Source organism: Thermoanaerobacter brockii subsp. finnii Ako-1, from assembly GCF_000175295.2.
Taxonomy (GTDB): Bacteria; Bacillota; Thermoanaerobacteria; order Thermoanaerobacterales; family Thermoanaerobacteraceae; genus Thermoanaerobacter; species Thermoanaerobacter pseudethanolicus.
Genome location: NC_014964.1, coordinates 1,699,755 through 1,724,287, shown reverse-complemented (window position 1 = coordinate 1,724,287; position 24,533 = coordinate 1,699,755). Strand labels below are relative to the sequence as shown.

The 24,533-nt window shown below is 40.7% G+C and carries 20 protein-coding genes, 6 tRNA genes and 2 pseudogenes; 26 read left to right on the top strand and 2 right to left on the bottom strand.

Features of this window, described 5'->3' with window-relative positions; all coding sequences use genetic code 11:
• Nucleotide 1: 1 nt before the first annotated feature.
• From ligA to THEBR_RS08575, 10 genes and pseudogenes are all read left to right on the top strand, one after another.
• Nucleotides 2-1,990: an NAD-dependent DNA ligase LigA gene (gene ligA / locus THEBR_RS08620; RefSeq protein WP_012269558.1), complete on the top strand. Its 1,989-nt coding sequence runs from the start codon at nucleotides 2-4 to the stop codon at nucleotides 1,988-1,990.
• Nucleotides 1,991-2,064: 74 nt separating this feature from the next.
• Nucleotides 2,065-2,352 carry an Asp-tRNA(Asn)/Glu-tRNA(Gln) amidotransferase subunit GatC gene (gene gatC, locus THEBR_RS08615; RefSeq protein WP_003868770.1) on the top strand — a complete coding sequence of 96 codons (288 nt, stop codon included), beginning with the start codon at nucleotides 2,065-2,067 and terminating at the stop codon, nucleotides 2,350-2,352.
• A gap of 12 nt (nucleotides 2,353-2,364) precedes the next feature.
• Nucleotides 2,365-3,831 (top strand): Asp-tRNA(Asn)/Glu-tRNA(Gln) amidotransferase subunit GatA, encoded by a 1,467-nt coding sequence (gene gatA / locus THEBR_RS08610; RefSeq protein WP_012269557.1) that lies wholly within the window; start codon nucleotides 2,365-2,367, stop codon nucleotides 3,829-3,831.
• Nucleotides 3,831-5,258, top strand: a complete 1,428-nt coding sequence (gene gatB / locus THEBR_RS08605; protein ID WP_012269556.1) for an Asp-tRNA(Asn)/Glu-tRNA(Gln) amidotransferase subunit GatB — start codon at nucleotides 3,831-3,833, stop codon at nucleotides 5,256-5,258. The genes gatA and gatB overlap by 1 nt, the downstream gene beginning before the upstream one ends.
• Before the next feature lie 125 nt (nucleotides 5,259-5,383).
• A pseudogene (locus THEBR_RS12135) lies at nucleotides 5,384-5,580 on the top strand (UPF0236 family transposase-like protein); the annotation flags it as partial.
• Nucleotides 5,581-6,070: 490 nt separating this feature from the next.
• Nucleotides 6,071-7,729, top strand: coding sequence for a peptide ABC transporter substrate-binding protein (locus tag THEBR_RS08595; RefSeq protein ID WP_012269555.1), 1,659 nt, complete (start codon nucleotides 6,071-6,073; stop codon nucleotides 7,727-7,729).
• Nucleotides 7,730-7,833: 104 nt separating this feature from the next.
• Complete coding sequence (locus THEBR_RS08590; protein ID WP_003868872.1) at nucleotides 7,834-8,754, top strand: ABC transporter permease; 921 nt, start codon at nucleotides 7,834-7,836, stop codon at nucleotides 8,752-8,754.
• Between the two features lie 11 nt (nucleotides 8,755-8,765).
• Nucleotides 8,766-9,698: an ABC transporter permease gene (locus THEBR_RS08585; protein ID WP_012268613.1), complete on the top strand. Its 933-nt coding sequence runs from the start codon at nucleotides 8,766-8,768 to the stop codon at nucleotides 9,696-9,698.
• Between the two features lie 12 nt (nucleotides 9,699-9,710).
• Nucleotides 9,711-10,736 carry an ABC transporter ATP-binding protein gene (locus THEBR_RS08580; RefSeq protein ID WP_009052145.1) on the top strand — a complete coding sequence of 342 codons (1,026 nt, stop codon included), beginning with the start codon at nucleotides 9,711-9,713 and terminating at the stop codon, nucleotides 10,734-10,736.
• The gene (locus THEBR_RS08575; RefSeq protein WP_003868887.1) at nucleotides 10,726-11,688 is read left to right on the top strand and encodes an ABC transporter ATP-binding protein; all 963 of its coding nucleotides are present in this window, start codon (nucleotides 10,726-10,728) and stop codon (nucleotides 11,686-11,688) included. Before THEBR_RS08580 ends, THEBR_RS08575 begins: the two co-directional genes overlap by 11 nt.
• 285 nt (nucleotides 11,689-11,973) lie before the next feature.
• On the opposite strand, the gene THEBR_RS08570 is transcribed toward THEBR_RS08575, so the two are convergent.
• Nucleotides 11,974-12,153: a hypothetical protein gene (locus tag THEBR_RS08570; RefSeq protein ID WP_003868191.1), complete on the bottom strand. Its 180-nt coding sequence runs from the start codon at nucleotides 12,151-12,153 to the stop codon at nucleotides 11,974-11,976.
• Between the two features lie 460 nt (nucleotides 12,154-12,613).
• On the opposite strand from THEBR_RS08570, the gene rph reads away from it, so the two are divergent.
• The 16 genes from rph (at nucleotide 12,614) to pdxA (ending at nucleotide 23,084) form a co-directional block, all read left to right on the top strand.
• A complete protein-coding gene (gene rph / locus THEBR_RS08565) occupies nucleotides 12,614-13,399 on the top strand; it encodes a ribonuclease PH (protein ID WP_003870475.1) in 786 nt (261 codons plus the stop codon).
• Entirely contained in the window at nucleotides 13,359-13,955 is a 597-nt protein-coding gene (locus THEBR_RS08560; protein ID WP_004405389.1) for an XTP/dITP diphosphatase, read from the top strand. The genes rph and THEBR_RS08560 overlap by 41 nt, the downstream gene beginning before the upstream one ends.
• The gene (locus THEBR_RS08555) at nucleotides 13,956-14,456 is read left to right on the top strand and encodes a metallophosphoesterase (protein ID WP_003870473.1); all 501 of its coding nucleotides are present in this window, start codon (nucleotides 13,956-13,958) and stop codon (nucleotides 14,454-14,456) included.
• A 176-nt stretch (nucleotides 14,457-14,632) separates the two neighbouring features.
• Nucleotides 14,633-14,706, top strand: a tRNA-Gly gene (locus THEBR_RS08550).
• Nucleotides 14,707-14,710: 4 nt separating this feature from the next.
• Nucleotides 14,711-14,787 (top strand) — tRNA-Arg (locus tag THEBR_RS08545).
• Nucleotides 14,788-14,798: 11 nt separating this feature from the next.
• A tRNA-His gene (locus tag THEBR_RS08540) sits at nucleotides 14,799-14,875 on the top strand.
• 3 nt (nucleotides 14,876-14,878) lie between these two features.
• Nucleotides 14,879-14,953 (top strand) — tRNA-Gln (locus THEBR_RS08535).
• Between the two features lie 7 nt (nucleotides 14,954-14,960).
• Nucleotides 14,961-15,036, top strand: a tRNA-Lys gene (locus tag THEBR_RS08530).
• A 33-nt stretch (nucleotides 15,037-15,069) separates the two neighbouring features.
• A tRNA-Leu gene (locus THEBR_RS08525) sits at nucleotides 15,070-15,156 on the top strand.
• Nucleotides 15,157-15,545: 389 nt separating this feature from the next.
• The gene (locus THEBR_RS12805; RefSeq protein WP_156770936.1) at nucleotides 15,546-15,662 is read left to right on the top strand and encodes a tyrosine-type recombinase/integrase; all 117 of its coding nucleotides are present in this window, start codon (nucleotides 15,546-15,548) and stop codon (nucleotides 15,660-15,662) included.
• A gap of 634 nt (nucleotides 15,663-16,296) precedes the next feature.
• Complete coding sequence (locus THEBR_RS08515; protein WP_012269552.1) at nucleotides 16,297-18,174, top strand: sigma-54-dependent Fis family transcriptional regulator; 1,878 nt, start codon at nucleotides 16,297-16,299, stop codon at nucleotides 18,172-18,174.
• 214 nt (nucleotides 18,175-18,388) lie between these two features.
• On the top strand, nucleotides 18,389-18,691 hold the full coding sequence (locus THEBR_RS08510; RefSeq protein WP_003868186.1) for a UxaA family hydrolase: 303 nt from the start codon (nucleotides 18,389-18,391) through the stop codon (nucleotides 18,689-18,691).
• Entirely contained in the window at nucleotides 18,688-19,848 is a 1,161-nt protein-coding gene (locus THEBR_RS08505; RefSeq protein ID WP_003868185.1) for a UxaA family hydrolase, read from the top strand. Before THEBR_RS08510 ends, THEBR_RS08505 begins: the two co-directional genes overlap by 4 nt.
• An 18-nt stretch (nucleotides 19,849-19,866) precedes the next feature.
• Nucleotides 19,867-20,832, top strand: a complete 966-nt coding sequence (locus THEBR_RS08500) for a 2-keto-3-deoxygluconate permease (RefSeq protein WP_012269551.1) — start codon at nucleotides 19,867-19,869, stop codon at nucleotides 20,830-20,832.
• On the top strand, nucleotides 20,833-22,092 hold the full coding sequence (locus tag THEBR_RS08495) for a four-carbon acid sugar kinase family protein (protein WP_012269550.1): 1,260 nt from the start codon (nucleotides 20,833-20,835) through the stop codon (nucleotides 22,090-22,092).
• On the top strand, nucleotides 22,089-23,084 hold the full coding sequence (gene pdxA / locus THEBR_RS08490; RefSeq protein ID WP_012269549.1) for a 4-hydroxythreonine-4-phosphate dehydrogenase PdxA: 996 nt from the start codon (nucleotides 22,089-22,091) through the stop codon (nucleotides 23,082-23,084). Before THEBR_RS08495 ends, pdxA begins: the two co-directional genes overlap by 4 nt.
• Before the next feature lie 35 nt (nucleotides 23,085-23,119).
• Here pdxA and THEBR_RS08485 read toward each other — a convergent pair.
• Nucleotides 23,120-24,509, bottom strand: a pseudogene (locus THEBR_RS08485) (IS1182 family transposase).
• Nucleotides 24,510-24,533: the final 24 nt, after the last annotated feature.

Sequence of the window (24,533 nt, the reverse complement as noted above, 5' to 3'; positions counted from 1 at the left end):
TATGGATCCAAAAGAAAGGATAAAGGAATTGAGAGAAAAAATAAATTATCACAATTACAGATATTACGTTTTGGACCAACCAGAGATTTCAGACTATGAGTACGACATGCTGATGAGAGAACTTATAGAATTAGAAGAAAAATATCCAGAGCTTAAAACTCCAGACTCTCCATCCCAAAGAGTAGGTGGGGAGCCTTTAAAAGAATTTGAGCCTTTTACCCATGTAGTTCCAATGTTAAGTTTGGCTAATGCTTTTTCTGAGGGAGAACTTAGAGACTTTGACAGAAGAGTAAGAGAGGCAGTGGGAGATGTAGAGTACGTAGTAGAATTAAAAATTGACGGCTTATCTGTGGAACTAATTTATGAAAAAGGCATATTTACTGTGGGTTCTACAAGAGGAGACGGGATCGTAGGAGAAAATGTCACACAAAATTTAAAGACTATAAAGTCAATTCCTTTAAGGCTTAAGGATGATGTAAGCCTTGTTGTAAGAGGAGAGGTCTTCATGCCCCGCGCTTCTTTTGAAAAATTAAATGAGGAGAGAGAAAAATTAGGGGAAAGCCTTTTTGCAAATCCCAGAAATGCTGCAGCAGGTTCTTTAAGGCAATTAGATCCTAAAGTGACGGCGAAAAGAGATTTAGACATTTTTATTTTTAACCTTCAGAAGATTGAGGGTAGAAAATTTAAAACCCACATAGAGACATTAGAATTTTTGAATGAACAGGGATTTAAAATAATACCAATTCATAAAAAATGTAGCAATATAGATGAAGTAATAAAAGAAATAGAAGAGATAAGAAACTTACGAGATAAGCTGCCTTACGACATTGATGGAGCAGTTGTAAAAGTAAATGACCTTGAAAAGAGAGAAATTTTAGGCCAGACTGCCAAAGACCCCAGGTGGGCTATTGCTTTTAAATATCCTGCAGAGAGGAAAAAGACAAAAGTCTTGGATATAATAGTTCAAGTAGGAAGGACTGGAGCCCTTACTCCTACAGCTATATTAGAGCCTGTAGCTATTTCAGGTTCAGTTGTAAGCCGAGCTACACTTCACAATGAGGACTACATAAAAGAGAAAGACATAAGGATAGGAGACACGGTAATAGTTCAAAAAGCGGGAGAAATCATTCCTGAAGTAGTAGAAGTGGTAAAAGAAGAGAGGACTGGACAAGAAAGAGAATTTGTAATGCCAGATAGATGCCCTGAATGCGGTGCTTTAGCTGTCAGGCTTCTGGGTGAGGCTATAAGGCGTTGCACAGGTCTAAATTGTCCTGCACAGCTTCTAAGAGGCATTATCCACTTTGCTTCAAAAGATGCAATGGATATAGAAGGATTGGGGCCAGCTATAATAAATCAGCTTTTGTCAAAAGGTCTAATTCACAACATAGCAGATTTGTATTATCTTAAATACGAAGATTTAATACAATTAGAAAGAATGGGGGACAAATCTGTTAAAAATTTATTAAATGCTATTGAAGAAAGCAAAACAAGAGATTTAGATAGATTGCTCTTTGGCTTGGGTATAAACTTAATAGGCAGTAAAGCTGCCCAAGTGATTGCTGAGCATTTTAAGACAATGGACAATATCATGAAGGCAAAATTTGAAGACTTTACACAGTTGCCTGACATAGGACCTAAGATGGCAAGAAGCATAGTTTCCTTTTTTGCAGAAAAACAAAATGTAGAGATAATTGAAAAACTTAAAAATGCTGGAGTAAACATGAAAAAAATTCCAAAAGAAAAAGTAAACAACATATTTGAAGGGAAAACTTTTGTTTTGACAGGAGCGTTGGGAAATTACACGAGAGAAGAAGCTACCAGGATAATTGAAGAAAGAGGTGGAAAAGTTACAAATTCAGTAAGTAAAAAAACAGACTATGTATTAGTAGGTAAAGATCCTGGCTCTAAACTTAAAAAAGCCCAAGAATTAGGAATAAAGATAATTGATGAAAAACAATTTGAAGAAATGCTAAAAGGTGAAAATATTTAAAAACTCTATCCTTCAAAAAATATGTTTTTGTGGTAAACTATAAGATGTGAATAATAAAGGAAAGGTGTGGTAGTATGGCTATTAGTAGGAGCGAAGTTGAGCATGTGGCTAAACTGGCCCGTCTCAAATTTTCGCAAGAGGAAATAGAAGAGTTTACAGTGCAACTGAGCAAAATTATCGACTATGTAAACAAATTAAACGAATTGGACACTGAAAATGTAGAGCCTACAGCTCATATAGTGCCAATCCATAATGTATTTAGAGAAGACGAAGTAAAGCCTTCAATGGACAGAGACAAAATATTGATGAATGCACCTTATAAAGAGAACGGATGCTTTAAAGTGCCTAAGATTATAGAATGAGGAGGTACATAAATGGAATTATATAGTTTGACAATTCACGAACTTAGAGAACTTCTCAAAAAGAGAGAAGTCAGCGCTTTGGAAGTGACAAAATCCTATCTTGAAAGAATAAAAGAAGTAGAACCTAAAATAGATGCTCTTATCACAATTACAGAGGATTTTGCATTGCAAAGGGCAAAAGAGGCAGATGAAAAAATCAAAAATGGAGAGGACACGGCCCTTACAGGCATTCCTGTGATAATAAAGGACAACATTTCTACTGAGGGAATAAAAACCACTTGTTCTTCTAAGATGCTAGAAAACTATATTCCTCCCTATAATGCCACAGTAGTGGAAAAATTACTAGAAGAAGGAGTGATAATTTTAGGAAAATCCAATTTAGACGAATTTGCAATGGGGTCTTCTACAGAAAATTCCGCTTTTAAGACTACAAAAAATCCTTGGGACTTATCCCGTGTTCCAGGAGGGTCTTCTGGTGGTTCTGCAGCAGCTATAGCGGCAGACGAGGCGGCTTTTGCTTTAGGTTCAGATACAGGTGGTTCTATAAGACAACCAGCTTCTTTATGTGGTGTAGTAGGTATGAAACCTACTTATGGATTGGTGTCAAGATATGGACTTGTAGCTTTTGCCTCTTCCCTTGACCAGATTGGGCCCTTTACAAAAGATGTTACAGACTGTGCTATTGTATTAAATACAATTATAGGACATGACCCCAAAGACTCTACTTCTTTAAAAATAGACAAGCCTGATTACACTTCTTATCTCAAAGAAGATATTAAAGGTTTGAGGATAGGAGTGGCTAAAGAATTTTTTGGCGAAGGAATAGAAGAAGGAGTAAAAGAAACTGTACAAGAATCCATAAAAGTTTTACAGGATTTAGGAGCAGAAATCATAGATATATCTATTCCTTATGTAGAATATGCTCTTCCAGCTTATTATATAATCGCTTCGGCAGAGGCTAGTTCCAACCTTGCAAGGTATGATGGCATAAGATACGGCCATATTGCAGGAAAATATGAAGATTTGATTGACATGTACATGGTTACGAGAAGCGAAGGATTTGGCAAAGAAGTAAAGAGAAGAATAATGCTAGGGACTTATGCTTTAAGCTCTGGCTATTATGATGCTTATTACAAAAAAGCATTAAAGGTCAGAACTCTCATTAAAAATGACTTTGAAAAAGCTTTTGAAAAATGCGATGTAATAATAGGTCCAACAAGTCCTACTGTAGCTTTTAAAATTGGAGAAAGGGCAAACGACCCGTTAGCCATGTACTTAGCAGATATATACACTGTATCGGTTAACATAGCGGGGCTTCCTGGCATATCAATACCGTGTGGCCTTTCAGATGGCTTACCTGTTGGACTTCAGATAATTGGCAGACATTTTGACGAAGGGAAAATATTAAATGTCGCTTATGCCTTTGAACAAGCTAACAAATTTAATGCTAAACCACAGGCCATAGGAGGTGCAAGATAATGAAGTACGAAGCAGTGATTGGCTTAGAGGTCCATGCCGAACTTTTGACAGAAAGCAAAATTTTTTGTAGCTGTACTACCAAATTTGGCGGAGAACCTAATACCCATGTATGTCCGGTATGCCTTGGACTTCCTGGAACTTTACCAGTTTTAAATAAAAAAGTTGTAGAATATGCTGTAAGAGCGGGACTTGCTTTAAACTGCACAATTGCAAACTTCAGCAAGATGGACAGAAAAAACTACTTTTATCCTGACTTGCCCAAAGCTTATCAGATTTCTCAATATGACCTTCCCTTGTGCAGCAACGGATATGTAGAAATTGAAGTAGATGGTAAGGTGAAGAAAATAGGAATAAAGAGGATACACATTGAAGAAGATGCTGGAAAGTTGCTACATGAAAATACAGATGGTTCTTTAGTAGATTACAACCGTGCAGGGGTGCCTCTCATTGAAATAGTTTCTGAACCAGATATGTCTACACCTGAAGAAGCTTATCAATACTTAACAAAATTAAAGAGCATTTTAGAGTACACCGAAGTTTCTGACTGCAAAATGCAGGAAGGTTCTTTAAGAGTTGATACAAATGTGTCTGTGAGGCCTGTGGGAAGTACTGAATTAGGGACAAAAATAGAGCTTAAAAATTTAAACTCCTTTAGAGCCGTTCAAAAGGCGTTGGAATATGAAATAAAAAGGCAGATAAAAGTCTTAGAAGAAGGCGGAACAATAGTACAAGAGACAAGAAGATGGAATGAGGCAAAAGGAATAACCGAGCCTATGAGGACAAAAGAGGAAGCTCATGATTACAGGTATTTCCCTGAACCAGATTTAGTTCCAATAATTGTAACAGATGAGTGGAAAGAAGAGATTAGAAAGTCTTTGCCTGAAATGCCACACCGCAAGAGAGAGAGATTTATTTCCGAGTACGGTTTACCTGAATATGATGCTAAAATTATAACTTCTTCAAAGAAAATAGCGGACTTCTTTGAAAAGTGCGCTCTCGAATATGATTCTCCAAAGGCTGTAAGCAATTGGCTTATGGGAGAATTTTCTCGCCTCATGAATGAGACAGGGAAAGAAATAGACGAAGTACCCGTAACACCGCAAATGTTAGTAAAATTGCTTAAATTAATTGATAACGGTGTGATAAGCGGATCCATTGCTAAAACTGTTTTTGAAGAGATGTTTGGTACAGGGAAAGAGCCAGAGGTAATAGTAGAAGAAAAAGGATTGAAACAGATAGCTAATGAGGACGAATTAAGAGAAATTATCAAAAAAGTCATAGCTGAAAATCCTAAATCAGTAGAGGATTACAAAAATGGCAAAGAAAAAGCAATGGGCTTTTTAGTAGGGCAAGTTATGAAGGCGACAAAAGGAAAAGCAAATCCTCAGCTTACTAATCAAATCTTAAAAGAAGAATTGTCGAAATAAATAGCCTACGCAAATTGTAGGCTACAGATTGATAACAAGCTCCACTTTTTATACATGTAAAAGTGGAGCTTGATTTATATTTGTATATAATTGTATATAATCTGATAAATACACTCTTTCTATTGCTTACAGAGATTATTTTAGAAATCAAGAAAAAGACAGATGAATTAAGAACGAAAGTAGAGGTGCTATTTATAGAGAATTGGACAAGATAATAAAAGAGGGCAAAAAGAGAAAAGAGAGATGGATAGTAGTGAGGAAAGATAAGAAAATGATAATAATGCTGCTTGAAACGATAGAATATGAAAGGACATATTACAAATAAAAAGAAGATGTGGGATATAAATACTTAGTAGATGAGGCGTAGATTATGTTTTTAGATGTATTGTCAACAACCATTAAATATGCTATAATGATAGACATCTACAAAATAAAATAAATATATAAATAAAATTGTAAGGGGGATTAAAAAAGAGGCATCAGAATAAGTGCATACCGATTATATCACAAAATTTCTGAAAGCTAATACGACAATTATATATTTCCAAGTTTCTGAAGGGTGGACATTTAGGAAAATACACGCCCTAATTCTTGACAAAGAATCTTGTAAGATATATGATATACCATATATAACGTATGTGTTACAAACAAATTTTCTGTGTCTTCTATTAGATAGCAAATTTTCAAGTATTGTAAAAATGTACAGTATTAATTAATTTGTTTTTTCATGGACTGAAAGGGGGGATTGTCGGGGGGGATATTATACGGAAAAAAGTTAATATAAACTTTAAAACTATTTGGGAGGGGATAAAATGTTAAGGAAAAGTTTAGCCCTTGTCCTCATACTGCTGCTGGTAGCAGGAGTCTTCGCCGGATGTAGCAAGCAACCTACTAATCAGGCTGAGGGCGTACAGCAGCAGGAGCAGCTCAAAGAAAAAGAATTAGTTTTTGCGATTGGGGCAGAAGTTCCGAACCTTGACCCACAGAAAGCGACCGACACTTATGCTATTATGGTTGGAAATGCTGTTTTTGAAGGGCTTGTAAGAGTATACGACGGTAAAGTTTATCCCGGAATGGCTGAAAAATGGGAAGTATCTGAAGATAAGATGACTTATACTTTCCATTTGAGAGATGCAAAGTGGAGCGACGGTTCACCTGTAACAGCTTATGATTTTGAATATGCGATAAAAAGGCTCCTCGCCCCAGAAACTGCATCGGAATATGCTTTTCAGGGCTACTATATTGTAAACGGTGAAGAATACAATACGGGCAAGATAACTGATCCTAACCAGGTTGGCGTAAAAGCCCTCGACGAGAAGACGCTGGAAATCAAACTTAACGTGCCGGTTAAGTATTTTGAAAGTCTTTTGAACTTCATCTCCTTTATGCCTGTCAAGCAAGAGTTTGTAGAGAAAATGGGAGAGAAGTTCGCGGCAGACGCTGACAAACTCCTTTACAATGGTCCGTTTATCTTGAAAGAGTGGAAGCACGAACAGGAACTCATTTTGGAAAAAAACCCCAATTACTGGAACAAAGATGCCATAAAGCTTGATAGGGTAAGAATACCTATTGTACAAGAAGTCAATACAGCATGGCAAATGTATGAAAATGGAGAACTTGATTTTGTAGGAATTCCACCAGAATTTGTTGAACAGGTAAAGAACGAAGGCAAAGCTCTCTTCTACTATGATGGTGCAGAATTCTACCTCCAGTTCAACGTAAAAAAGGACGGCAAACCGTGGCTTGCCAACGAAAACTTCAGGAAAGCTGTCGGCTTTGCGCTCGATAGGGAAGACTATATAAAAGCTGTGCTGGGAGGCGTCTCCGATCCTGCAACAAGATATGTACTACCACTCCTTTCCGGTGTAGAAAAGAAATTCGCAGAGGAATATCCGTATGAATTCTATCCTAAAAAGGCCGACCCTGCAAAAGCGAAGGAATACCTTGACAAAGCTTTAAAAGAACTCAACCTCAGTGATCCATCAAAGATCAAATTTGAATTACTAACCGATGATAGCTCCAGGGCTAAGATGAGCGCAGAAATTATTCAGGATATGCTCAGAAAGAACCTGGGTATTGAAATGACCATAAAACAGGTTCCTTTCAAGCAAAGGCTTGAACTTATGAACAAGAGTGACTACGATGTCGTATTTGCTGGCTGGGGCCCAGATTATGACGACCCGATGACCTATTTAGACCTCTGGGTCACTGGCGGCGGGCACAACAATACTGGCTGGAGCAACAAAGAATACGATGAACTCATAAAATTTGCAAAAACAACTGGAGACTTCAAAAAGCGCGCTGATGCCATGTTTGAAGCAGAAAAACTGCTCCTTGAAAAAGGGCCAATTGTACCTGTCTACTTCAGGCAAAGGGCTTGGACAAAAAAAGATTATGTAACAGGCCTTGTCAGGAACTTTATCGGTGCAGATCCAGACTTTATCTATGCTGATGTCGAAGGGAAAAACTAATTTCTCATTCATAATGGAGGTATGTGCGAAAGCACATACCTCCATCTATGATGATTTGAAAACAATAAAGTATTATTGGAAAACCGTAAAAAGGAGGTAAGTAAATGGCCCGCTATATACTAAATAGATTAGTGGTTTCTTTAATTACTGCATGGTTCCTTGTAACTATAGTATTTTTCCTCGTAAGGCTCCTTCCAGGAGATCCATTTTTGAGTGAAAAAGTTACTCCGGAGATTAAGCAAAACATGATGGAATACTATGGTTTTGATAAACCGCTTCACGTCCAGTATATAACCTACATTTCAAACCTTTTAAAAGGCGATCTGGGATATTCCTTAAGGTATAGAAATAGAACGGTAAATGAAGTCATAGCACAGGCATTTCCTTATTCTGCCGATCTCGGGATAAGAGCTGTAATTTTCGCTACAATTGTAGGTATTTCTTTGGGAATAATTGCAGCTTTAAATCGCAATAAACCCCTGGATTATCTCAGTATGTTTATTGCTATCGTGGGTGTCTCTGTTCCCGGCTTTGTGATAGGGCCTCTTCTACAATATATTTTTTCTATCAAATTGAAACTCTTACCTGTAGCTCAATGGAAGGGTTTTGCATACACAATAATGCCGACTTTTGCTTTAAGCCTGGGTTCCATTGCACTAATGGCAAGGCTTATGAGGGCAAGTATGCTCGATGTAGTCAATCAGGACTATATTAAGACTGCGAAATCAAAAGGCCTTTCACCATCACAAATAGTATGGAGACATCAAATAAGAAATGCTATTTTGCCGGTAATTACAGTCCTTGGACCTGTAACAGCTACACTTCTCACCGGTACATTTGTTATAGAGCAAATTTTTGCAATCCCTGGACTTGGAAAATTCTACATTTTAGGCATTCAAAACTTAGACTATTCGATGGTACTTGGAATGACAGTATTTTATGGTCTATTCTTAATTGCAGCAAACTTTATAGTTGACATTATATACGGTTTTATAGACCCGAGAATCAGGATTGCAGGGAAATAGGAGGTAAAAAGATGATGCAGAACAGTGCGGGAGAACTTTCTCAGGAACTTTTTACTCATGTAGGCAAAAATATAAGTGAAATGGAGGCTATAGCAAGGCCAAGCATTACCTACTGGCAGGATGCATGGAGAAGGTTAAAGCAAAATAAAGCAGCAATGCTGGGATTAATAATAATTATACTTTATACTTTTCTGGCAATAGTTGGACCTTATATGACTCCATACGACTATAGAACTACAAACCCCTCTGAGATTAACCAGCCGCCTTCAGCCAGGCACTGGTTTGGAACAGATTCCTTAGGAAGAGATTTGTGGACACGCACATGGATGGGCGCAAGGGTATCCTTAATGATTGGTTTTGTGGCAGCGCTTTTGAACGCGGTAATAGGTGTTCTAGTGGGGGGAATCTCGGGTTATTTTGGTGGTAAAGTTGATATGATCATAATGAGGTTTGTTGATATTATGTATGCTATTCCATATATGATAATTGTTATATTGATGATGGTTGTCCTCGGGCAGGGTATTATGCCGTTGATTCTGGCACTGGTTATTGGCGGATGGGTTGGTATGGCAAGGCTTGTCCGCGGGCAGATTCTTCAGTTAAAAGAACAAGAATTTGTACTGGCAGCAAAAGTACTCGGAGCAAGTCATTCAAGAATAATTTGGAAGCACTTGATACCAAATGCGATGGGCGTAATTTTGGTAAACCTTACTATGTCTGTTCCGAGTGCTATATTCACTGAAGCCTTTTTAAGCTTTATAGGTCTTGGTGTAGTTCCTCCGCATTCAAGCTGGGGTCAGCTGGCATCTTACGGTGCCCAATCTTTTAGAGTATATCCCTACCAGCTTTTCATACCGGCATTCTTTATAAGTACAACAATGCTTTCCCTTAACCTCCTCGGCGATGGATTAAGGGATGCACTGGATCCAAGACTTCGCAGTTAAGGAGGTAAAAAGATGGAAAAACTTTTGGAAGTTAAAGATCTCGAAGTTTCGTTCAAAACCTATGCGGGGGAAATCAAAGCGGTAAGAGGTGTTAGTTTTGATGTAAACAAAGGTGAAACTGTGGCTATAGTGGGCGAATCCGGTTGTGGTAAAAGTGTAACTGCGCAGTCCATAATGCGGCTGATTCCCATGCCTCCAGGAATTATTAAAAAAGGCTCGATTATATTTGAGGGCAGGGATATAACCAAACTGTCAGAAAGAGAGATGGAGTACGTCCGCGGTTCCGAGATAAGTATGGTGTTTCAGGACCCCATGACATCCTTGAACCCCACTATGAAGGTCGGCGCTCAGATCGCCGAGAGCCTTATAAAACACCAGAAAATGAAACCTAAACAAGCCAGGGAAAAGGCCATAGAAATACTGAAGTTAGTAGGCATACCCAATGCGGAAAAACGTGTCAACCAGTACCCTCACGAGTTTAGCGGCGGCATGAGGCAAAGAGCGATGATAGCCATCGCACTGGCCTGCAACCCCAAACTTCTTATAGCCGATGAGCCGACGACGGCTCTGGACGTAACTATACAGGCACAGATCCTGGACCTGATGAGGGATTTGCAGAAAAAGTTAAACACAGCCATTATAATAATCACCCATAACCTGGGCGTCGTGGCCAATTTGGCCGAGCGGGTCCTGGTCATGTATGCGGGCAAAATAATCGAGCGTGGCAGCCTTGACGATATATTTTACAACTCGCGTCATCCCTATACCTGGGGATTGCTGATGTCGGTACCCACTCCCGACTTGGATAAAAGCAAGAGGCTGGCTTCCATAGACGGCACGCCGCCAGACCTCTTTGCTCCTCCGGTGGGCTGTCCTTTCGCTGCCAGGTGCGAATACGCTATGAAGATATGCTACGAGAGGTATCCGGAAGAATTCACGGTGGGCGACGGCCACAGTGTGGCCTGCTGGCTGATGCATCCCATGGCTCCAAAAGTGAAACCGCCTGTAGGAAAAGGGGTGACTTTACATGACGGTTGAAAGAATTCCTCTTGTCGAAATAAAGAATCTGAAAAAATACTTTAATGTGGGTAGGGGTGCGGTTTTAAAGGCCGTCGACAACGTGAATCTACAGATAATAGAAGGCGAAACCCTGGGCCTCGTTGGTGAATCTGGGTGCGGCAAGACCACTCTGGGAAGGACGATAGTAAGACTTTACGAACCCACTGCAGGACAGGTGCTTTTTGAAGGCAAAAATGTGCACAAGCTAACCGGCCAGCAGTTGAAGGAATTCAATCGGAAGGTTCAGATGATATTCCAGGACCCCTATGCTTCGCTGAATCCCAGGATGACTGTGGGGGATATAATAGGAGAAGGTATTGATATCCACGGCTTATATAAGAACAAAGAACGTACCGATAGAATATACGAACTTTTAAGCCTTGTCGGCCTGAACAAGGAGCACGCTAACCGATTCCCCCACGAGTTTTCCGGTGGACAGAGGCAGAGGATAGGTATCGCACGTGCCTTGGCAGTAGAACCGAAATTCATAGTCGCCGACGAGCCCATTTCCGCCTTGGACGTCTCCATACAGGCACAGGTTATAAACCTGCTTATGGAACTCCAGCAAAAGCTAAAACTAACCTATATCTTCATCGCTCACGACCTGAGCATGGTAAAGTACGTTTCCGACAGGATTGCAGTTATGTATCTGGGGCATGTTGTGGAGCTGACTACGTCTGAAGACCTTCACAACAGGCCCTTGCATCCGTACACGCAGGCGCTTCTTTCGGCCATACCGGTTCCCGATCCGGAGACCGAGAGGAAAAAGGAGAGGATCCTGCTGGAAGGAGACGTACCCAGTCCCATCAATCCGCCGAAAGGTTGCAGGTTTGCCAAAAGATGCAGGTACGCCAAACCCATCTGCACCGAACAGCAACCGGAACTCAAAGAAGTGGAAAAGAACCACTTTGTAGCATGTCACCTATATTAGATAAAATACCGGCCAAACAGCATTTTAAGGCTGACGGCCGGCTTTTTTATTTGGCTTCCACAATATATGTAAACTCTTTTCAACATACGTTCTGTAGCTCATTTATCATTAATAAACTACAAAAATGAACTACAAAGATGGAGAACATTTTTATAGCTTGCCATTTGGTATAGCTACATGCCTTCCACATCCTTTTGAATTTCTTCTTCAAAAGAAAATTTGCCATACCTCTACGCATAAAAGCGAAACTGACTTTGTCAACAAGCTTTCAACAGCATTCTGCTGTTATTTTTTTGCTTTTACATAATATGCACAATTGATACTTGAATTTTCACCGTTGACGTTGTTTTTATTGATATTATCATCAATTAATTCATTGATTTTGGTCATCTGTGAGAGATTAGATAAAGTGCATTTTCCTTCTTTTTGATAAATACAATCGGCTGTGCAATTTATATTAGTCACAAGTGCCACCTCCCTTTTTTATTTTTCCTAAAACTCAAAAAACTAATCCATTTAACCGATACAATATATGTAATTACTAATAAAGTTAAGAAATTGTAATGAGTTTGTAATCATTTTGTAATGTTAATGTATTATGATATATTTGAAGTCGAATTTTTTCACCAAAAGGGGGCTTTTAGTGAAAAAATAGCATTATTTGTTGCAATGGTTGTAGCAATTTTAGCCTCATATAGTATAGCTTTTGCGTATAAGTATTTCTACGACTGTTTCTAATTCTGTATATAGCACAAATGATGCAAATAACAATCCTTGATTTATCTGGTTTTTTAAACCAGATTTTTTTGTCTTTATGTTCTTGTAAAATATTAATAAAGGTTTTAAAATAATATTGAGCGATAAAAACAATAAAGCAGAATAAATTAACTTTAAACTATTTTTATGAAATGAAAGGGTTGAAGAAATGAACAGGATTGATGGAAGAGAATTTAATGAACTGAGACCTATAAAAATTACAAGAAATTTTAATAAGTTTGCTGAAGGTTCAGTGCTAATTGAGATGGGAAACACAAAAGTCATTTGCACTGCCTCCATTGAGGATAAGGTACCTCCATTTCAAAAAGGTACAGGTAAGGGTTGGATAACCAGTGAGTATGGTATGTTGCCAAGAGCAACTGAAACAAGGAATCCAAGAGAAGTAACTAAAGGAAGACCTAGTGGAAGGACTATGGAAATACAGCGGCTTATAGGCCGTTCTTTAAGGTCTGTAGTGGATTTGGATGTGTTAGGAGAAAAGACTATATGGATAGATTGCGATGTTATACAAGCAGATGGGGGTACAAGAACAGCTTCTATTACAGGCTCATTTATAGCATTGGCAGATGCACTTAACAAATTGGTAGAAAAAGGTGACATCCCTAAGATTCCTTTGAAAGGTTTTGTTGCGGCTGTAAGTGTAGGAATTGTGGAGGGAAATGAGCTTTTAGATTTATCCTTTCAAGAAGATTCGAATGCATTAGTAGATATGAATGTAGTTATGACAGACAAAGGAGAAATTGTAGAAATACAGGGAACAGGTGAAGGTGGACCATTTACAAAGCAGAATTTGACAGACCTTTTAAGCCTTGCAGAATATGGGATTGAACAGATTATCAAAATTCAAAAAGAAGTTCTTTCAGATATTGTAGATAAAATAGGAGTTGATTCAGTTGAAAATAATAATAGCAACCCACAATCCTCACAAAACTGAAGAAATAAAAAATTTTTTTAAAGGCTATCCTGTTGAAATTTATTCTATGGCAGACTTGGGTATAAAAGAAGACATAGAAGAGACAGGAAATACGATTGAAGAAAATGCTCTTATCAAGGCTCGCTTTTTAAAAGAAAAGGTTGATGGAATTGTTATAGCTGACGATACAGGATTGTTTGTGGAGCATTTAAATGGACAACCTGGAGTATATTCAGCAAGATTTGCTGGTGAAAATGCTACCTATGAAGATAACAACAAAAAATTATTAAAACTATTAGAGGGCGTTCCTTACGAAAAAAGAAAAGCTTATTTTAAGACAGTAATAGCAGTGGTAGAAAGGGAAAAAGAAACTTTATTAGAAGGTAAATTAGAAGGGCACATTTTAGATCATCCTCGAGGTAAAAATGGTTTTGGATATGACCCAGTTTTTTATGTCGATAATTTAGAAAAGAGTTTGGCAGAACTTACTATGGAAGAAAAAAATAAGATAAGTCATAGAGCTGATGCTCTTATGAAGTTAAAAAATTATATTTTAAAACGTCTGGAGGAAAAATAAATGGTTTTAGCAGTTATTAGCGACACACATGGTATATTTGCGCTGGTTAGAAAAAAATTGCGGGAGCTTAAAGGAATAGATTATCTTATTCATTTAGGAGATAATGCTTCAGATGCTATTCAATTATCTCAAGAGTTTGGGATTCCATTAGAGTATGTTAAAGGGAATTGTGATTTCCCTACAAAAGATGAATTGGAGAAAGTAATTGAAACAGAAGGCCAAAAAATCTTGTTAACTCATGGACACAGATATTATGTTAAATACGAGTATCAAACGATTTTAGATAGAGGAAGAGAATTGGGAGTAAATGCTGTATTTTTTGGGCATACTCATATCCCTATGATTTCAAAACATGAAGATATTTTACTTTTAAATCCAGGCAGTCCTTCTTTGCCAAGAGAAGGTGCAAAAAAAACTATAGCATTAGTGACAATTGATAAGACTGGTATATTCCCAAGATTAGTGAATTTAGAAGAAGTCTCAGTGCTAAAAGAAGCATAGAAAACGTAAGAGTGGGGAATTACCCCTCTTATGTTTTCTATACAATTTAATCCAGAAAAAATTTTTAAAACGAGGTGTTGACAAAGATAAAGGCATCTGATATAATCTAAAAATGTCAGACGGATTAAGAAACAAGCGAGGAAAATTCTTCTGAAATCTCAAGTAAGTTAACACATGCGGGTGTAGCTCAATGGTAGAGCCCCAGCCTTCCAAGCTGGTTACGTGGGTTCGATTCCCATCACCCGCTCCAATATGCGCCTGTAGCTCAGTTGGATAGAGCAACGGCCTTCTAAGCCGTGTGTCGGGAGTTCGAATCTCTCCAGGCGCACCATTTATTGTGCGGTGGATATAGTTCAGTTGGTTAGAGCGCCAGATTGTGGCTCTGGAGGTCGTGGGTTCAAGTCCCACTATCCACCCCATGCTGGGATGTAGCCAAGTGGTAAGGCACCAGACTTTGACTCTGGCATTCGTAGGTTCGAATCCTGCCATCCCAGCCAATTATGTGACCCATTAGCTCAGGAGGTAGAGCACCTGCCTTTTAAGCAGGGTGTCCCGCGTTCGAGTCGCGGATGGGTCACCAGTTTTAAAGAGAAAAGTGAGGGCCTGAATTTGTGCGGGAGTGGCGGAATTGGCAGACGCGCTAGATTCAGGTTCTAGTGCCTAAAGCGGCATATGGGTTCAAGTCCCTTCTCCCGCACCATAAAAAATCAAGGGTTTCAGGATTTTGAAGAATTTTACAAAGACATTGTTGACTACATTTTGACTACATAAATTGTCAGACAATTTCAGAACCTCATCCTTGACTACACGCTAGGTAGTCAAGTTTTTTTATATTCTCCCAAAAGGGAGAAAGTAAAGTGGGTTCGATTAAAAAGAGAGGTAATAAATATCAAGTAATAATTGAGTTGGAGAAGGATATAAATGAAAAAAGAATTAGAAGATATTTCACTGCTAATTCTGAAGCAGAAGCTAAAAAGATTTTGACAGAACAAGAGTATCAATTGCAGCAAAATTGTTTTGTTATCCCCACTGAGGTGACCTTTGGAGAATTTTTAAATTACTGGTTTGATAATTACGTAAAAATCAAAAATGAAAAAAACAACACAAACTGCATACAGACATATATTAGACAAATACATTATCCCCAAGTTGGGCAATATACAATTTGCAAAGGTTAACACATCCAAAGTTACTATAAATATTTGATTGAAGAAGCTGAATTGTTCCCCAATACTGTATATAAACACCATACAAACATACGAAAAGTTCTAGATTCTAGATTTTGCTTTAAAACAAAAATTTGTTAGCAGTAACGTTGCTAATACAGTAGAACTACCTAAAAAAATTAAATTTAGGGGAAATTTATATACGGTAGAGCAGTTAAAAGAACTGCTTAAAGAATAGAATGTAAGTATCAGAAAAAAGCATTCAAAGAATTTATTATAGCCTAAAATATTAGACTCTTTTTAAAATGTAAAATTTATAAAAAGTTTTTTAAAACAAATTTTTTGGCATATTGCAATTTATAAAAGTTCATTAAAAATCAGGGTTATCAAGCTGCTTTACACATATTATTGGGATATTTACAAATTTTTGATGTATTTATGATGTATTTAACATCGTTGAGTTATAAAAATTAGCGACTTTGATAGAAAAGCGTTAATTTTAAAAGAATAACAAGTTATCAATGATGTTCCAAAGGCATTTACTTTAATAAGTAAATAGAAGTAAATTTCAAGTAGGAAGCATGGCCTTTGAAAGAAAAAAATTTTATAACCTGAAGGCTTATCAACATAAATTCAATCCCAGGCCCTGATTGGCGTACGGGGGTGAATCACAAATGAAAATTGTGCTTATTGCTCCTTATAGAGATTTGCTGGAGACCGCAATTACAGTAAAAAAAGACCTGAATGTCGATATCGAACTGGAGCTAGGAGATTTGAGCGAAGGTGTCAAGGTGGCCAGAGAATGGGAGAAAAAGGGTGTCGATATCATAATAAGTCGAGGGGGCACGTACCAGCTTATAAAAGAATCAGTTTCTGTGCCTGTAGTGGAAATTAAGGTAAGTGCTTTCGACATTTTAAGGCAGTTTAACGGATTGATAGGGTGCAAAGAAATTATAGGTGTAGCCGGATATAAAAATGTAATATACGGCTGCGAAGTTATCGGGGAGATATTAGATTTAAATTTAATTAAGGTGGTCATCGAAAAAGAGGAAGAAGGCCTGCGGCAGGTTGCCGCAGCCAAAGAAAAGGGTGTAAGTTTAATTATAGGGGACACGATCGGCGCTTACAGTGCCAAAAGATTAGGGCTGAAGAGCCGCCTCATCACCTCTGGAAAGGAAGCCGTGGCTGCTGCTGTAAGCGAGTCTTTCAGGCTGGCCCAAGCACTCAAGGCGGAGAAAGAAAAAGCCGAACAGATCAGGACCATAGTAGACTTCGTGCACGATGGAATTATCGCCATAGATAAAGAGGGCAGAGTTTCTATATACAATAGGATGGCCGAGAAAATATTCAAAAGGCCGCCGGCCGAAGCCGTCGGGCGAAAGGTTGAGACGGTAGTGCCCAACACCAGGCTTTACGAGGTGATAGAGACAGGAAAACCCCAGATCGGAGAGTTGCAGGAAGTTTTGGGTACCATGATCACCACAAACCGGGTACCTATAGTGGTAGGGAACGAGGTCGTGGGAGCGGTGGCCACCTTTCAAGACGTCACCATGCTCCAGAAAGTGGAACAGAAAATAAGAAGGCAGCTTGCCGACAGGGGTCTGGTGGCTATGTACACATTCGATGATATTATCTATTCGAGCGAAAAGATGAAGGATGTGGTAAATCAGGCCAAAAAATACGCGCTGCTCGACTCTACAGTACTCATATTCGGAGAAACCGGCACGGGTAAGGAACTTTTTGCCCAGAGCATTCACAATGCCAGCAGGAGGAAAAACGGCCCCTTTGTAGCCATAAACTGTGCTGCACTGCCTGAAAACCTTCTGGAAAGCGAGCTTTTCGGCTACGCTGAAGGCGCTTTTACCGGTGCACGGAAGGGAGGAAAAGCCGGATTGTTTGAGCTGGCCCATGGGGGGACCATTTTTCTCGATGAGATCGGAGAAATGCCTCCGGGCCTCCAGTCCAAACTGCTCCGTGTAATTCAGGAAAGAAGGGTTATGAGGATAGGGGATGACAGGTTAATCCCAGTGGATGTAAGGATAATATGCGCCACAAACAGGGAACTCGTTGAAATGATAAAACAGGGCAAATTCAGGGAAGATCTGTTCTATCGCATAAACGTCCTGCAGATTAATATACCACCTCTCAGGGAGAGAAAAGAGGACTTGGATGTGCTAGTGCCCCATTTCATAAAAAAATATTCGCTTGGCTGCGGAAAGTATATAAACGGCCTAACTTCAAGGGCAATGGACTTTTTGAAAACCTTTAACTTTCCGGGAAACGTAAGGGAGCTTGAGAGCATTATAGAAAGAGCATGCGCCCTCTGCGAGGGGACTTTAATAGACGTTGGGGATATAAGGTTTTATCAACGGGAAGAGAGTGATGTAATGCCGAAAATGGAGAGTCATGATATAAAACCCCTGGAGGAGATAGAAAGAGAGTACATCGCAAAGGCTATAAGGTTAGCAGGAGGCAATTTATCTGAAGCTGCACGGAAGCTGGGCGTTAACAGGACGACTCTTTGGAGAAAGTTAAAGGAAAATAAAAAATAAGATTCAAAAATAATGGACGGCGAAGATTGTTGTTGCAAAATGTAGCGGTAGTTTTAATTTTGCAACATTACATGTTGCAAAATTTTATAAATTATAATCGCATAAACAGGCATATAAATGCTCGGAGCAGGTCCATTGCGGTTCAGGTAATGGGATGGGACTTCAAGAATATGTGGCACGGTTCTTGCTTTACCATTTTACGGAGGTGATTTTTATGAAAAAGTTGGCAGTGGTAGTACATACTGAAGACAACGTAGCCACTGCAGTACAAAATCTGAGCAAAGGGCAGGAGGTGCGTGTGGATGTGGACGGTAATGAGATGCAGGTAAAATTGATAGACGATATTCCCTTTGGCCACAAGTTTGCGCTGAAGGACATCGAAGCGGAAATGGACGTGATAAAATACGGAGAGGTCATCGGCAGGGCTACCCGGTTCATTAAGACAGGAGAGCATGTCCATGTCCATAACATAGAAAGCCTGCGAGGCAGGGGCGATTGGGAGGGTGAGAAAAAATGAAAATAATGGGCTATGTTAGACCGGACGGCAGAGTAGGCATCCGAAATCACATACTTATAATACCTTCTTCTGTCTGTGCCAGCGAGGTGGCTATGCGTATAGCTTCGCATGTGGAGGGAGCGGTAGCGCTTGCCAACCAGCACGGTTGCTGTCAGATCGGAGCAGACCTGGAACTTACCGCGAAGACTCTGGTCGGCCTCGGCAAGAATCCGAACGTGGCGGCTGCCCTGGTGGTAGGGTTGGGCTGTGAAGGTGTTCCTACCGAAAAGGTGGCCGAGGAAATAGCGGCGACCGGCAAGAGGGTGGAGTATATAATAATTCAGGACTGCGGCGGGACGCTGAAAGCCGAAGAGATCGGGACTAGAATAGCAAGACAAATGGCGCAGGAAGCCGCACTGCTGAAGAGGGAAGAAGTGGATATATCCAATTTAATACTTGCGGTGGAATGTGGCGGTTCCGATACCACTTCAGGACTTGCCTCGAATCCGGTGGCGGGCTATGTTTCAGATAAATTAATCGAACTGGGCGGCACATCCATGTTTTCGGAGACCACGGAGATAATAGGCGCCGAGCATCTACTGGCAAAGCGTGCCGTTTCTAGGGAAGTGGCTGATAAGCTCCTGGAGATCGTAAGAAGGTGCGAAGAAAAAGCCAAGACGATGGGAGTCGATATGCGGGGAGGACAGCCTACTCCGGGCAATATCGAGGGAGGCATAAGCACCATAGAGGAAAAATCCATGGGCGCTATATATAAAGGCGGTACGAAACCGATACAGGGAATCCTGGATTATGCAGAACCACCGGCTGAGAAGGGCGGTCTTTATATCATGGATACCCCCGGGCAGGACATAGAGTCAATAACCGGTATGACCGCAGGCGGAGCGCAAGTGGTGATCTTTACGACCGGCAGGGGTACGCCCACCGGTTCGCCGATTGCTCCAGTTATAAAGATAACTGCTAACCCCGATACGTATAAAAAGATGGAGGATAACATAGATTTCAACGCCGGTACCATAGTCCAAGGCGACGAAACTATAAGAGAGGCTGGAGAACGGTTATTCAAAGAGATGATAGAAGTCGTCAACGGCAAGCTTACAAAAGCCGAGGTGTTAAAGCATAGAGAATTTGGAATATACAAACTCATATCCACTTTCTGAAAGGAGAGGTGAATTCCTGTGAAAATATTAAGAGCTATCAACCGGGTGCCCGGAGGCTTGATGGTGGTTCCACTTTTACTTGGGGCAACAATAAACACTTTTTTTCCTCAGATCCTGGAGATAGGCGGCTTTACCACTGCTCTTTTTAAACAAGGTGCTATGCCCCTGATTGCCCTTTTCCTGCTGTGCAACGGTTCGCAGATTACGATCAGACAGGCTGGAGTTTCTCTGAGCAAGGGCGTTGCCCTCACTGCTGTAAAGCTTTTTATAGGGGTTGTTTTGGGATGGTTCGTCGGAAAATTTATGGGCCCTTTTGGCTTTTTCGGACTTTCATCCCTCGCCATAATAGGAGCCCTCACAAATTCCAATGGTGGTCTGTATACAGCACTTGCTTCACAGTACGGTGACCCGGACGACGTGGGAGCAATAGCTGTACTGTCCATAAATGACGGCCCCTTCTTAACTATGGTGGCCATGGGGGCCACCGGCCTGGCCAATATCCCATTTATATACCTTGTGGCTGTCATAATCCCAATCCTGGTCGGTATGGTGCTGGGCAATCTGGACGAGGACTGGAAAAAATTCCTTGAACCCGGACAAAAACTCCTCATACCGTTTTTTGCTTTTCCCCTGGGTGCAGCCTTGGACTTTAGGACTATTTTTAAGGCCGGCCTACCAGGATTCTTGCTAGGACTTCTAACAGTGGTACTTACCGGTATGGGAGGTTATCTTACGATAAAGTACATTTTTCGGGAGAAAAAGGCTGTTGGGGCGGCTATTGGTACTACCGCTGGTAATGCCGTAGCGACTCCCGCCGCTGTTGCCGCCGCCGATCCAACCCTGGCGCCTCTGGTTGAGATTGCTACAGCTCAGATTGCAGCCTCGGTAATAGTTACAGCTGTACTCGCTCCTCTGCTGGTAGCCTATCTGGATAAGCTGGAGCGGAAAAACAATAATTCTTTGAGGAGGGAGGAAGTTGTATAGTTGTATAGAGTTATAGTAATAGCTGATGATTTTACCGGAAGCAATGATACCGGGGTACAACTGGTAAAGCACGGGTATTATGTGATTACCCTGATCGGTACGGCAGGGGTAAAAAAATACGAGGATGTTGCCGACGCCCTGGTGATAGATACTGAGACCCGGAGCATACCGGCTTTAGTTGCCTATGAAAAACTGAAAGAAATATCAAACATTGTAGGTGAGTATAAGGAGGCGGTGGTCTATAAAAAAATCGACTCTACTCTCCGGGGTAACATCGGAGTCGAAATCAAGGCGCTGCGTGAGGGACTTAAGCCTGAACTGACGATATTCGCACCGGCCTTTCCCAAAAACGGACGAACGACAGAAAAGGGTGTCCACTATCTTAAGGGCGTGCCGGTGGATAAGACCGAACTTGCTAGGGACCCGAAAAACCCCGTTACCACAGCGGATGTTAAAAAAATCCTGGAAGAAGGCTTGAAGGTTCCGGTTAAGCATAAGGTCCTGGAGGAAATAAGCCGGGATCTGCGGAAAGACATAGAAAAAGAGATGAGAGAATACGATGTATTTTCCTTTGATGCGAAAACCGATGACGATTTGATAAAAATAGCTACTAGCGTACTGGACCTGGGTAAGAAAACGCTGTGGGTTGGTTCCGCCGGCCTGGCCGAGGCCTTAATTGCCTCTCTTGAGAAAAAAGAAAAGAAGAATCCTGTGCTGGTTATAGCGGGAAGCGTCAGCCAGGTAACCAGACGGCAGGTGTTCAAGGCGCTGGAAGACAGCCGTATCGTCCTAGTAAAACTCGACGTAAAAAGGGCTTTGTCGCATCCCGAAGAGGAAATAGATCGGATCCGAAAAATTGTTCTGGATTTTATGAACGCAGCAAAGGACGTAATAATAGCATCGGCGGCAGAGGAAGATGCAGTATCCGAAGCACTAATAGCAGCGAGGGGGAAAGGGCTTTCACCACAGGATACCAGCGAAGTTCTGGCGCAGTTCTTGGGGGAAGTTGCCTGCTCGATCGTAGAGGCAAAAAGGCCGGGAGGTTTAGTGCTGACCGGTGGAGATACGGCCATACACGTTGTGAAGAGCCTTTCCACCGCGGGATGTAGGATAAATTCTGAACTGGAACCGGGCATACCTGAACTTGTTCTGATAAAAGGGTCTGTAGACGGCCTTAGAGTGGTGACGAAAGCCGGAGCTTTTGGAAATGATGAATCGATCTTAAACGCGGTTAAGTTTTTGAGGGGGGATGGAAGATGAGACCTCTCGTGGCAATAACCATGGGGGACCCGGCGGGGGTCGGTCCGGAGATAAGCTTGAAAGCCGCGGTGTCGGCGGAAGTTTCCAGCTTTGCAAGACCTTTGATCCTAGGTTCTGGTCTAGTACTTCGGTATTACGCGAACCTGCTGAAGATATCCGTGCCTTTAAGGAGCATAGATTCGCCGGCGGAGTACCAGGATGGATTTGTAAATTATATATCCGTAAATAATCTTTCACTGGCCGATTTTGAAATAGGAAAAGTTTCGCCACTCTGCGGGCGGGCGGCATACGAGTACCTGGAGGCCGGCATAAGAATGGCCCTCAGGGGAGAAGCTTCTGCCATTGCTACAGCCCCTTTGAATAAAGAGGCCCTTCACAGAGCCGGCCTGGAATTTGCAGGTCACACCGAAATACTAGCGAAACTGACGGGGACTAAGGATTACGCCATGATGCTGGTTGCGGGAAACTTGCGGGTAATGCACGTCTCCACCCACGTGGCCCTTCGAGGGGCATGCGATATGGTAAAAAAGGAAAGAGTTTACAAGATCGTAACCCTGGCAGCTACAGCTGCTGCTTCTCTAGGGGTGCGCGATCCTCGGATAGCCGTCGCTGGACTTAATCCTCATGCAGGGGAGGGAGGTCTTTTCGGCGACGAAGAGATATACGAGATAGCGCCCGCCGTGGAAAAAGCCCGGGAGCAGGGTCTCAGCGTTTACGGACCGCTGCCACCTGACACGGTTTTTTTGAAAGCATCAAGAGGCGAGTACGACGTGGTCGTGGCTATGTACCACGATCAGGGGCATATAGCTGTGAAAATGGCGGGGTTTGAAAGGGGAGTAAACGTAACAGTGGGCCTGCCCATCATCCGCACGTCGGTTGACCACGGCACCGCTTTTGACATAGCGGGCAGGGGAATTGCCGATGAGCGAAGCATGGTGGAAGCTGTCAAACTTGCTGCTGAGATGGTGAAATATAAAAACGAAAAAAAATAGAGCCTATAGTGGCTCTCTCAGATTGACGACAAACCTCACTTTTTATACATGTAAAAAGTGGGGTTTGCTTTGTATTTGGATATAATTGTATATAATCTGATAAATATTGGATAAAAATCATGCAAAGTTGAAAAACCCTTGCACTTTTTCCATAGCCATGTTGCTAATTTCTTTAAATTCATGCATGCGAAAACAAGTATCGCCTGCATGGACAATTTTTTTATCCCTCTTAACGTTGTCCATCGCAAACTATGCTTCTCTTTCATATCTGCAAATACTCTCTCTATTGTCTCTTTCCTTCTTGCATATACTTCTCTATTGTATGGTGTATGCCTTAAATGCTCCGCTTCTTCTACATATCTTTCCCATACATGCCTAAATATCCTTTTTGTGTAATCTTTACTCGCTGTACATTTGTCCCTTAATAGACAGCTCTTGCATTTTTCTGGATTTGATTTGTATTCTCTATATCCTTCTTTGTTAGTCGTAACATATGTTAATATTTCGTTTTAAGGACATATATAACAGTCATAATATTCGTCATATACGTATTGGTGTTTTTTCATAAACCCATCTTTTGTCATTTGGCCTTGTGTATGGTACTACTGGTATTATCCCTCTGTCAAACATTGTCTTTAATATGTACTGTGTTTTATAGCCTGCGTCTACTGCTACTGCCTTGGGTTTTCCTACATTCTTTATGACTTCATCTAATACTTCTTCGAACATTACGCTATCATGCAAGTTTGCGCTTGTTACTTTCGCTGCTAAAATGAATCCATTTTTATCGCAGGCTGTGTGAAAGGAATATGCAAAGCATTTTTCTTTCCCACTTTTGTTTAATATCCCACTGTCAGGATCTGTTTTGTTCACTTTTACTTCTTTTGTCTCGATTTTTTCTTTTTGCTTTAATGTCTTTTTCCCATGTAGTTCTCTGTCTTTTGCTATTTCTTCTTCTAATTTTGCTTGATAGTTTTGCTCTCTTTTTCTATTTATTTCTTTGTAGTATTTTTTCTTGTTGGCACTTGCTTTTACATGGGTTGCGTCTATGAATACTTCTTCTACATTTATGAATTTGTGTTTTATTGTTTCTTCTAGTATCCTCGTAAATATTTTTTCGAATATGTCTGTATTTTTGGATCTTCTTTCATAGTTCTTGCTAAAGGTAGAAAAGTGGGGTATTTCTTCGTTTAATCCATATCCTAAAAACCATTTGTAGGCCACATTTGTTTGTATTTCTGCTATTGTCCTCCTCAATGATGGTATACCGAATAGGTATTGAATGAATAATATTTTTATCAGTACTACTGGGTCTATACTTGGTCTATCATAATTTTCGGAGTATTTGTCTTTTACTAAGTCATATATGAAATCAAATTTGATGACTTTTTCTATTTTTCTCAATAGGTGATCTTGGGGAACTATGACTTGTCAAGACAAATCTCGCAA

Bases quoted from the DNA above. Each gene is read 5' to 3' on its own strand.
- THEBR_RS08590 (WP_003868872.1), top strand. From the start codon at position 7,834: ATGGCCCGCTATATACTAAATAGATTAGTGGTTTCTTTAATTACTGCA.
- rph (WP_003870475.1), top strand. From the start codon at position 12,614: ATGAACAGGATTGATGGAAGAGAATTTAATGAACTGAGACCTATAAAA.
- THEBR_RS08585 (WP_012268613.1), top strand. From the start codon at position 8,766: ATGATGCAGAACAGTGCGGGAGAACTTTCTCAGGAACTTTTTACTCAT.
- THEBR_RS08555 (WP_003870473.1), top strand. From the start codon at position 13,956: ATGGTTTTAGCAGTTATTAGCGACACACATGGTATATTTGCGCTGGTT.
- pdxA (WP_012269549.1), top strand. From the start codon at position 22,089: ATGAGACCTCTCGTGGCAATAACCATGGGGGACCCGGCGGGGGTCGGT.
- gatB (WP_012269556.1), top strand. From the start codon at position 3,831: ATGAAGTACGAAGCAGTGATTGGCTTAGAGGTCCATGCCGAACTTTTG.
- THEBR_RS08515 (WP_012269552.1), top strand. From the start codon at position 16,297: ATGAAAATTGTGCTTATTGCTCCTTATAGAGATTTGCTGGAGACCGCA.
- gatA (WP_012269557.1), top strand. From the start codon at position 2,365: ATGGAATTATATAGTTTGACAATTCACGAACTTAGAGAACTTCTCAAA.
- THEBR_RS12805 (WP_156770936.1), top strand. From the start codon at position 15,546: ATGAAAAAAACAACACAAACTGCATACAGACATATATTAGACAAATAC.
- THEBR_RS08595 (WP_012269555.1), top strand. From the start codon at position 6,071: ATGTTAAGGAAAAGTTTAGCCCTTGTCCTCATACTGCTGCTGGTAGCA.
- gatC (WP_003868770.1), top strand. From the start codon at position 2,065: ATGGCTATTAGTAGGAGCGAAGTTGAGCATGTGGCTAAACTGGCCCGT.
- THEBR_RS08505 (WP_003868185.1), top strand. From the start codon at position 18,688: ATGAAAATAATGGGCTATGTTAGACCGGACGGCAGAGTAGGCATCCGA.
- ligA (WP_012269558.1), top strand. From the start codon at position 2: ATGGATCCAAAAGAAAGGATAAAGGAATTGAGAGAAAAAATAAATTAT.
- THEBR_RS08580 (WP_009052145.1), top strand. From the start codon at position 9,711: ATGGAAAAACTTTTGGAAGTTAAAGATCTCGAAGTTTCGTTCAAAACC.
- THEBR_RS08510 (WP_003868186.1), top strand. From the start codon at position 18,389: ATGAAAAAGTTGGCAGTGGTAGTACATACTGAAGACAACGTAGCCACT.
- THEBR_RS08575 (WP_003868887.1), top strand. From the start codon at position 10,726: ATGACGGTTGAAAGAATTCCTCTTGTCGAAATAAAGAATCTGAAAAAA.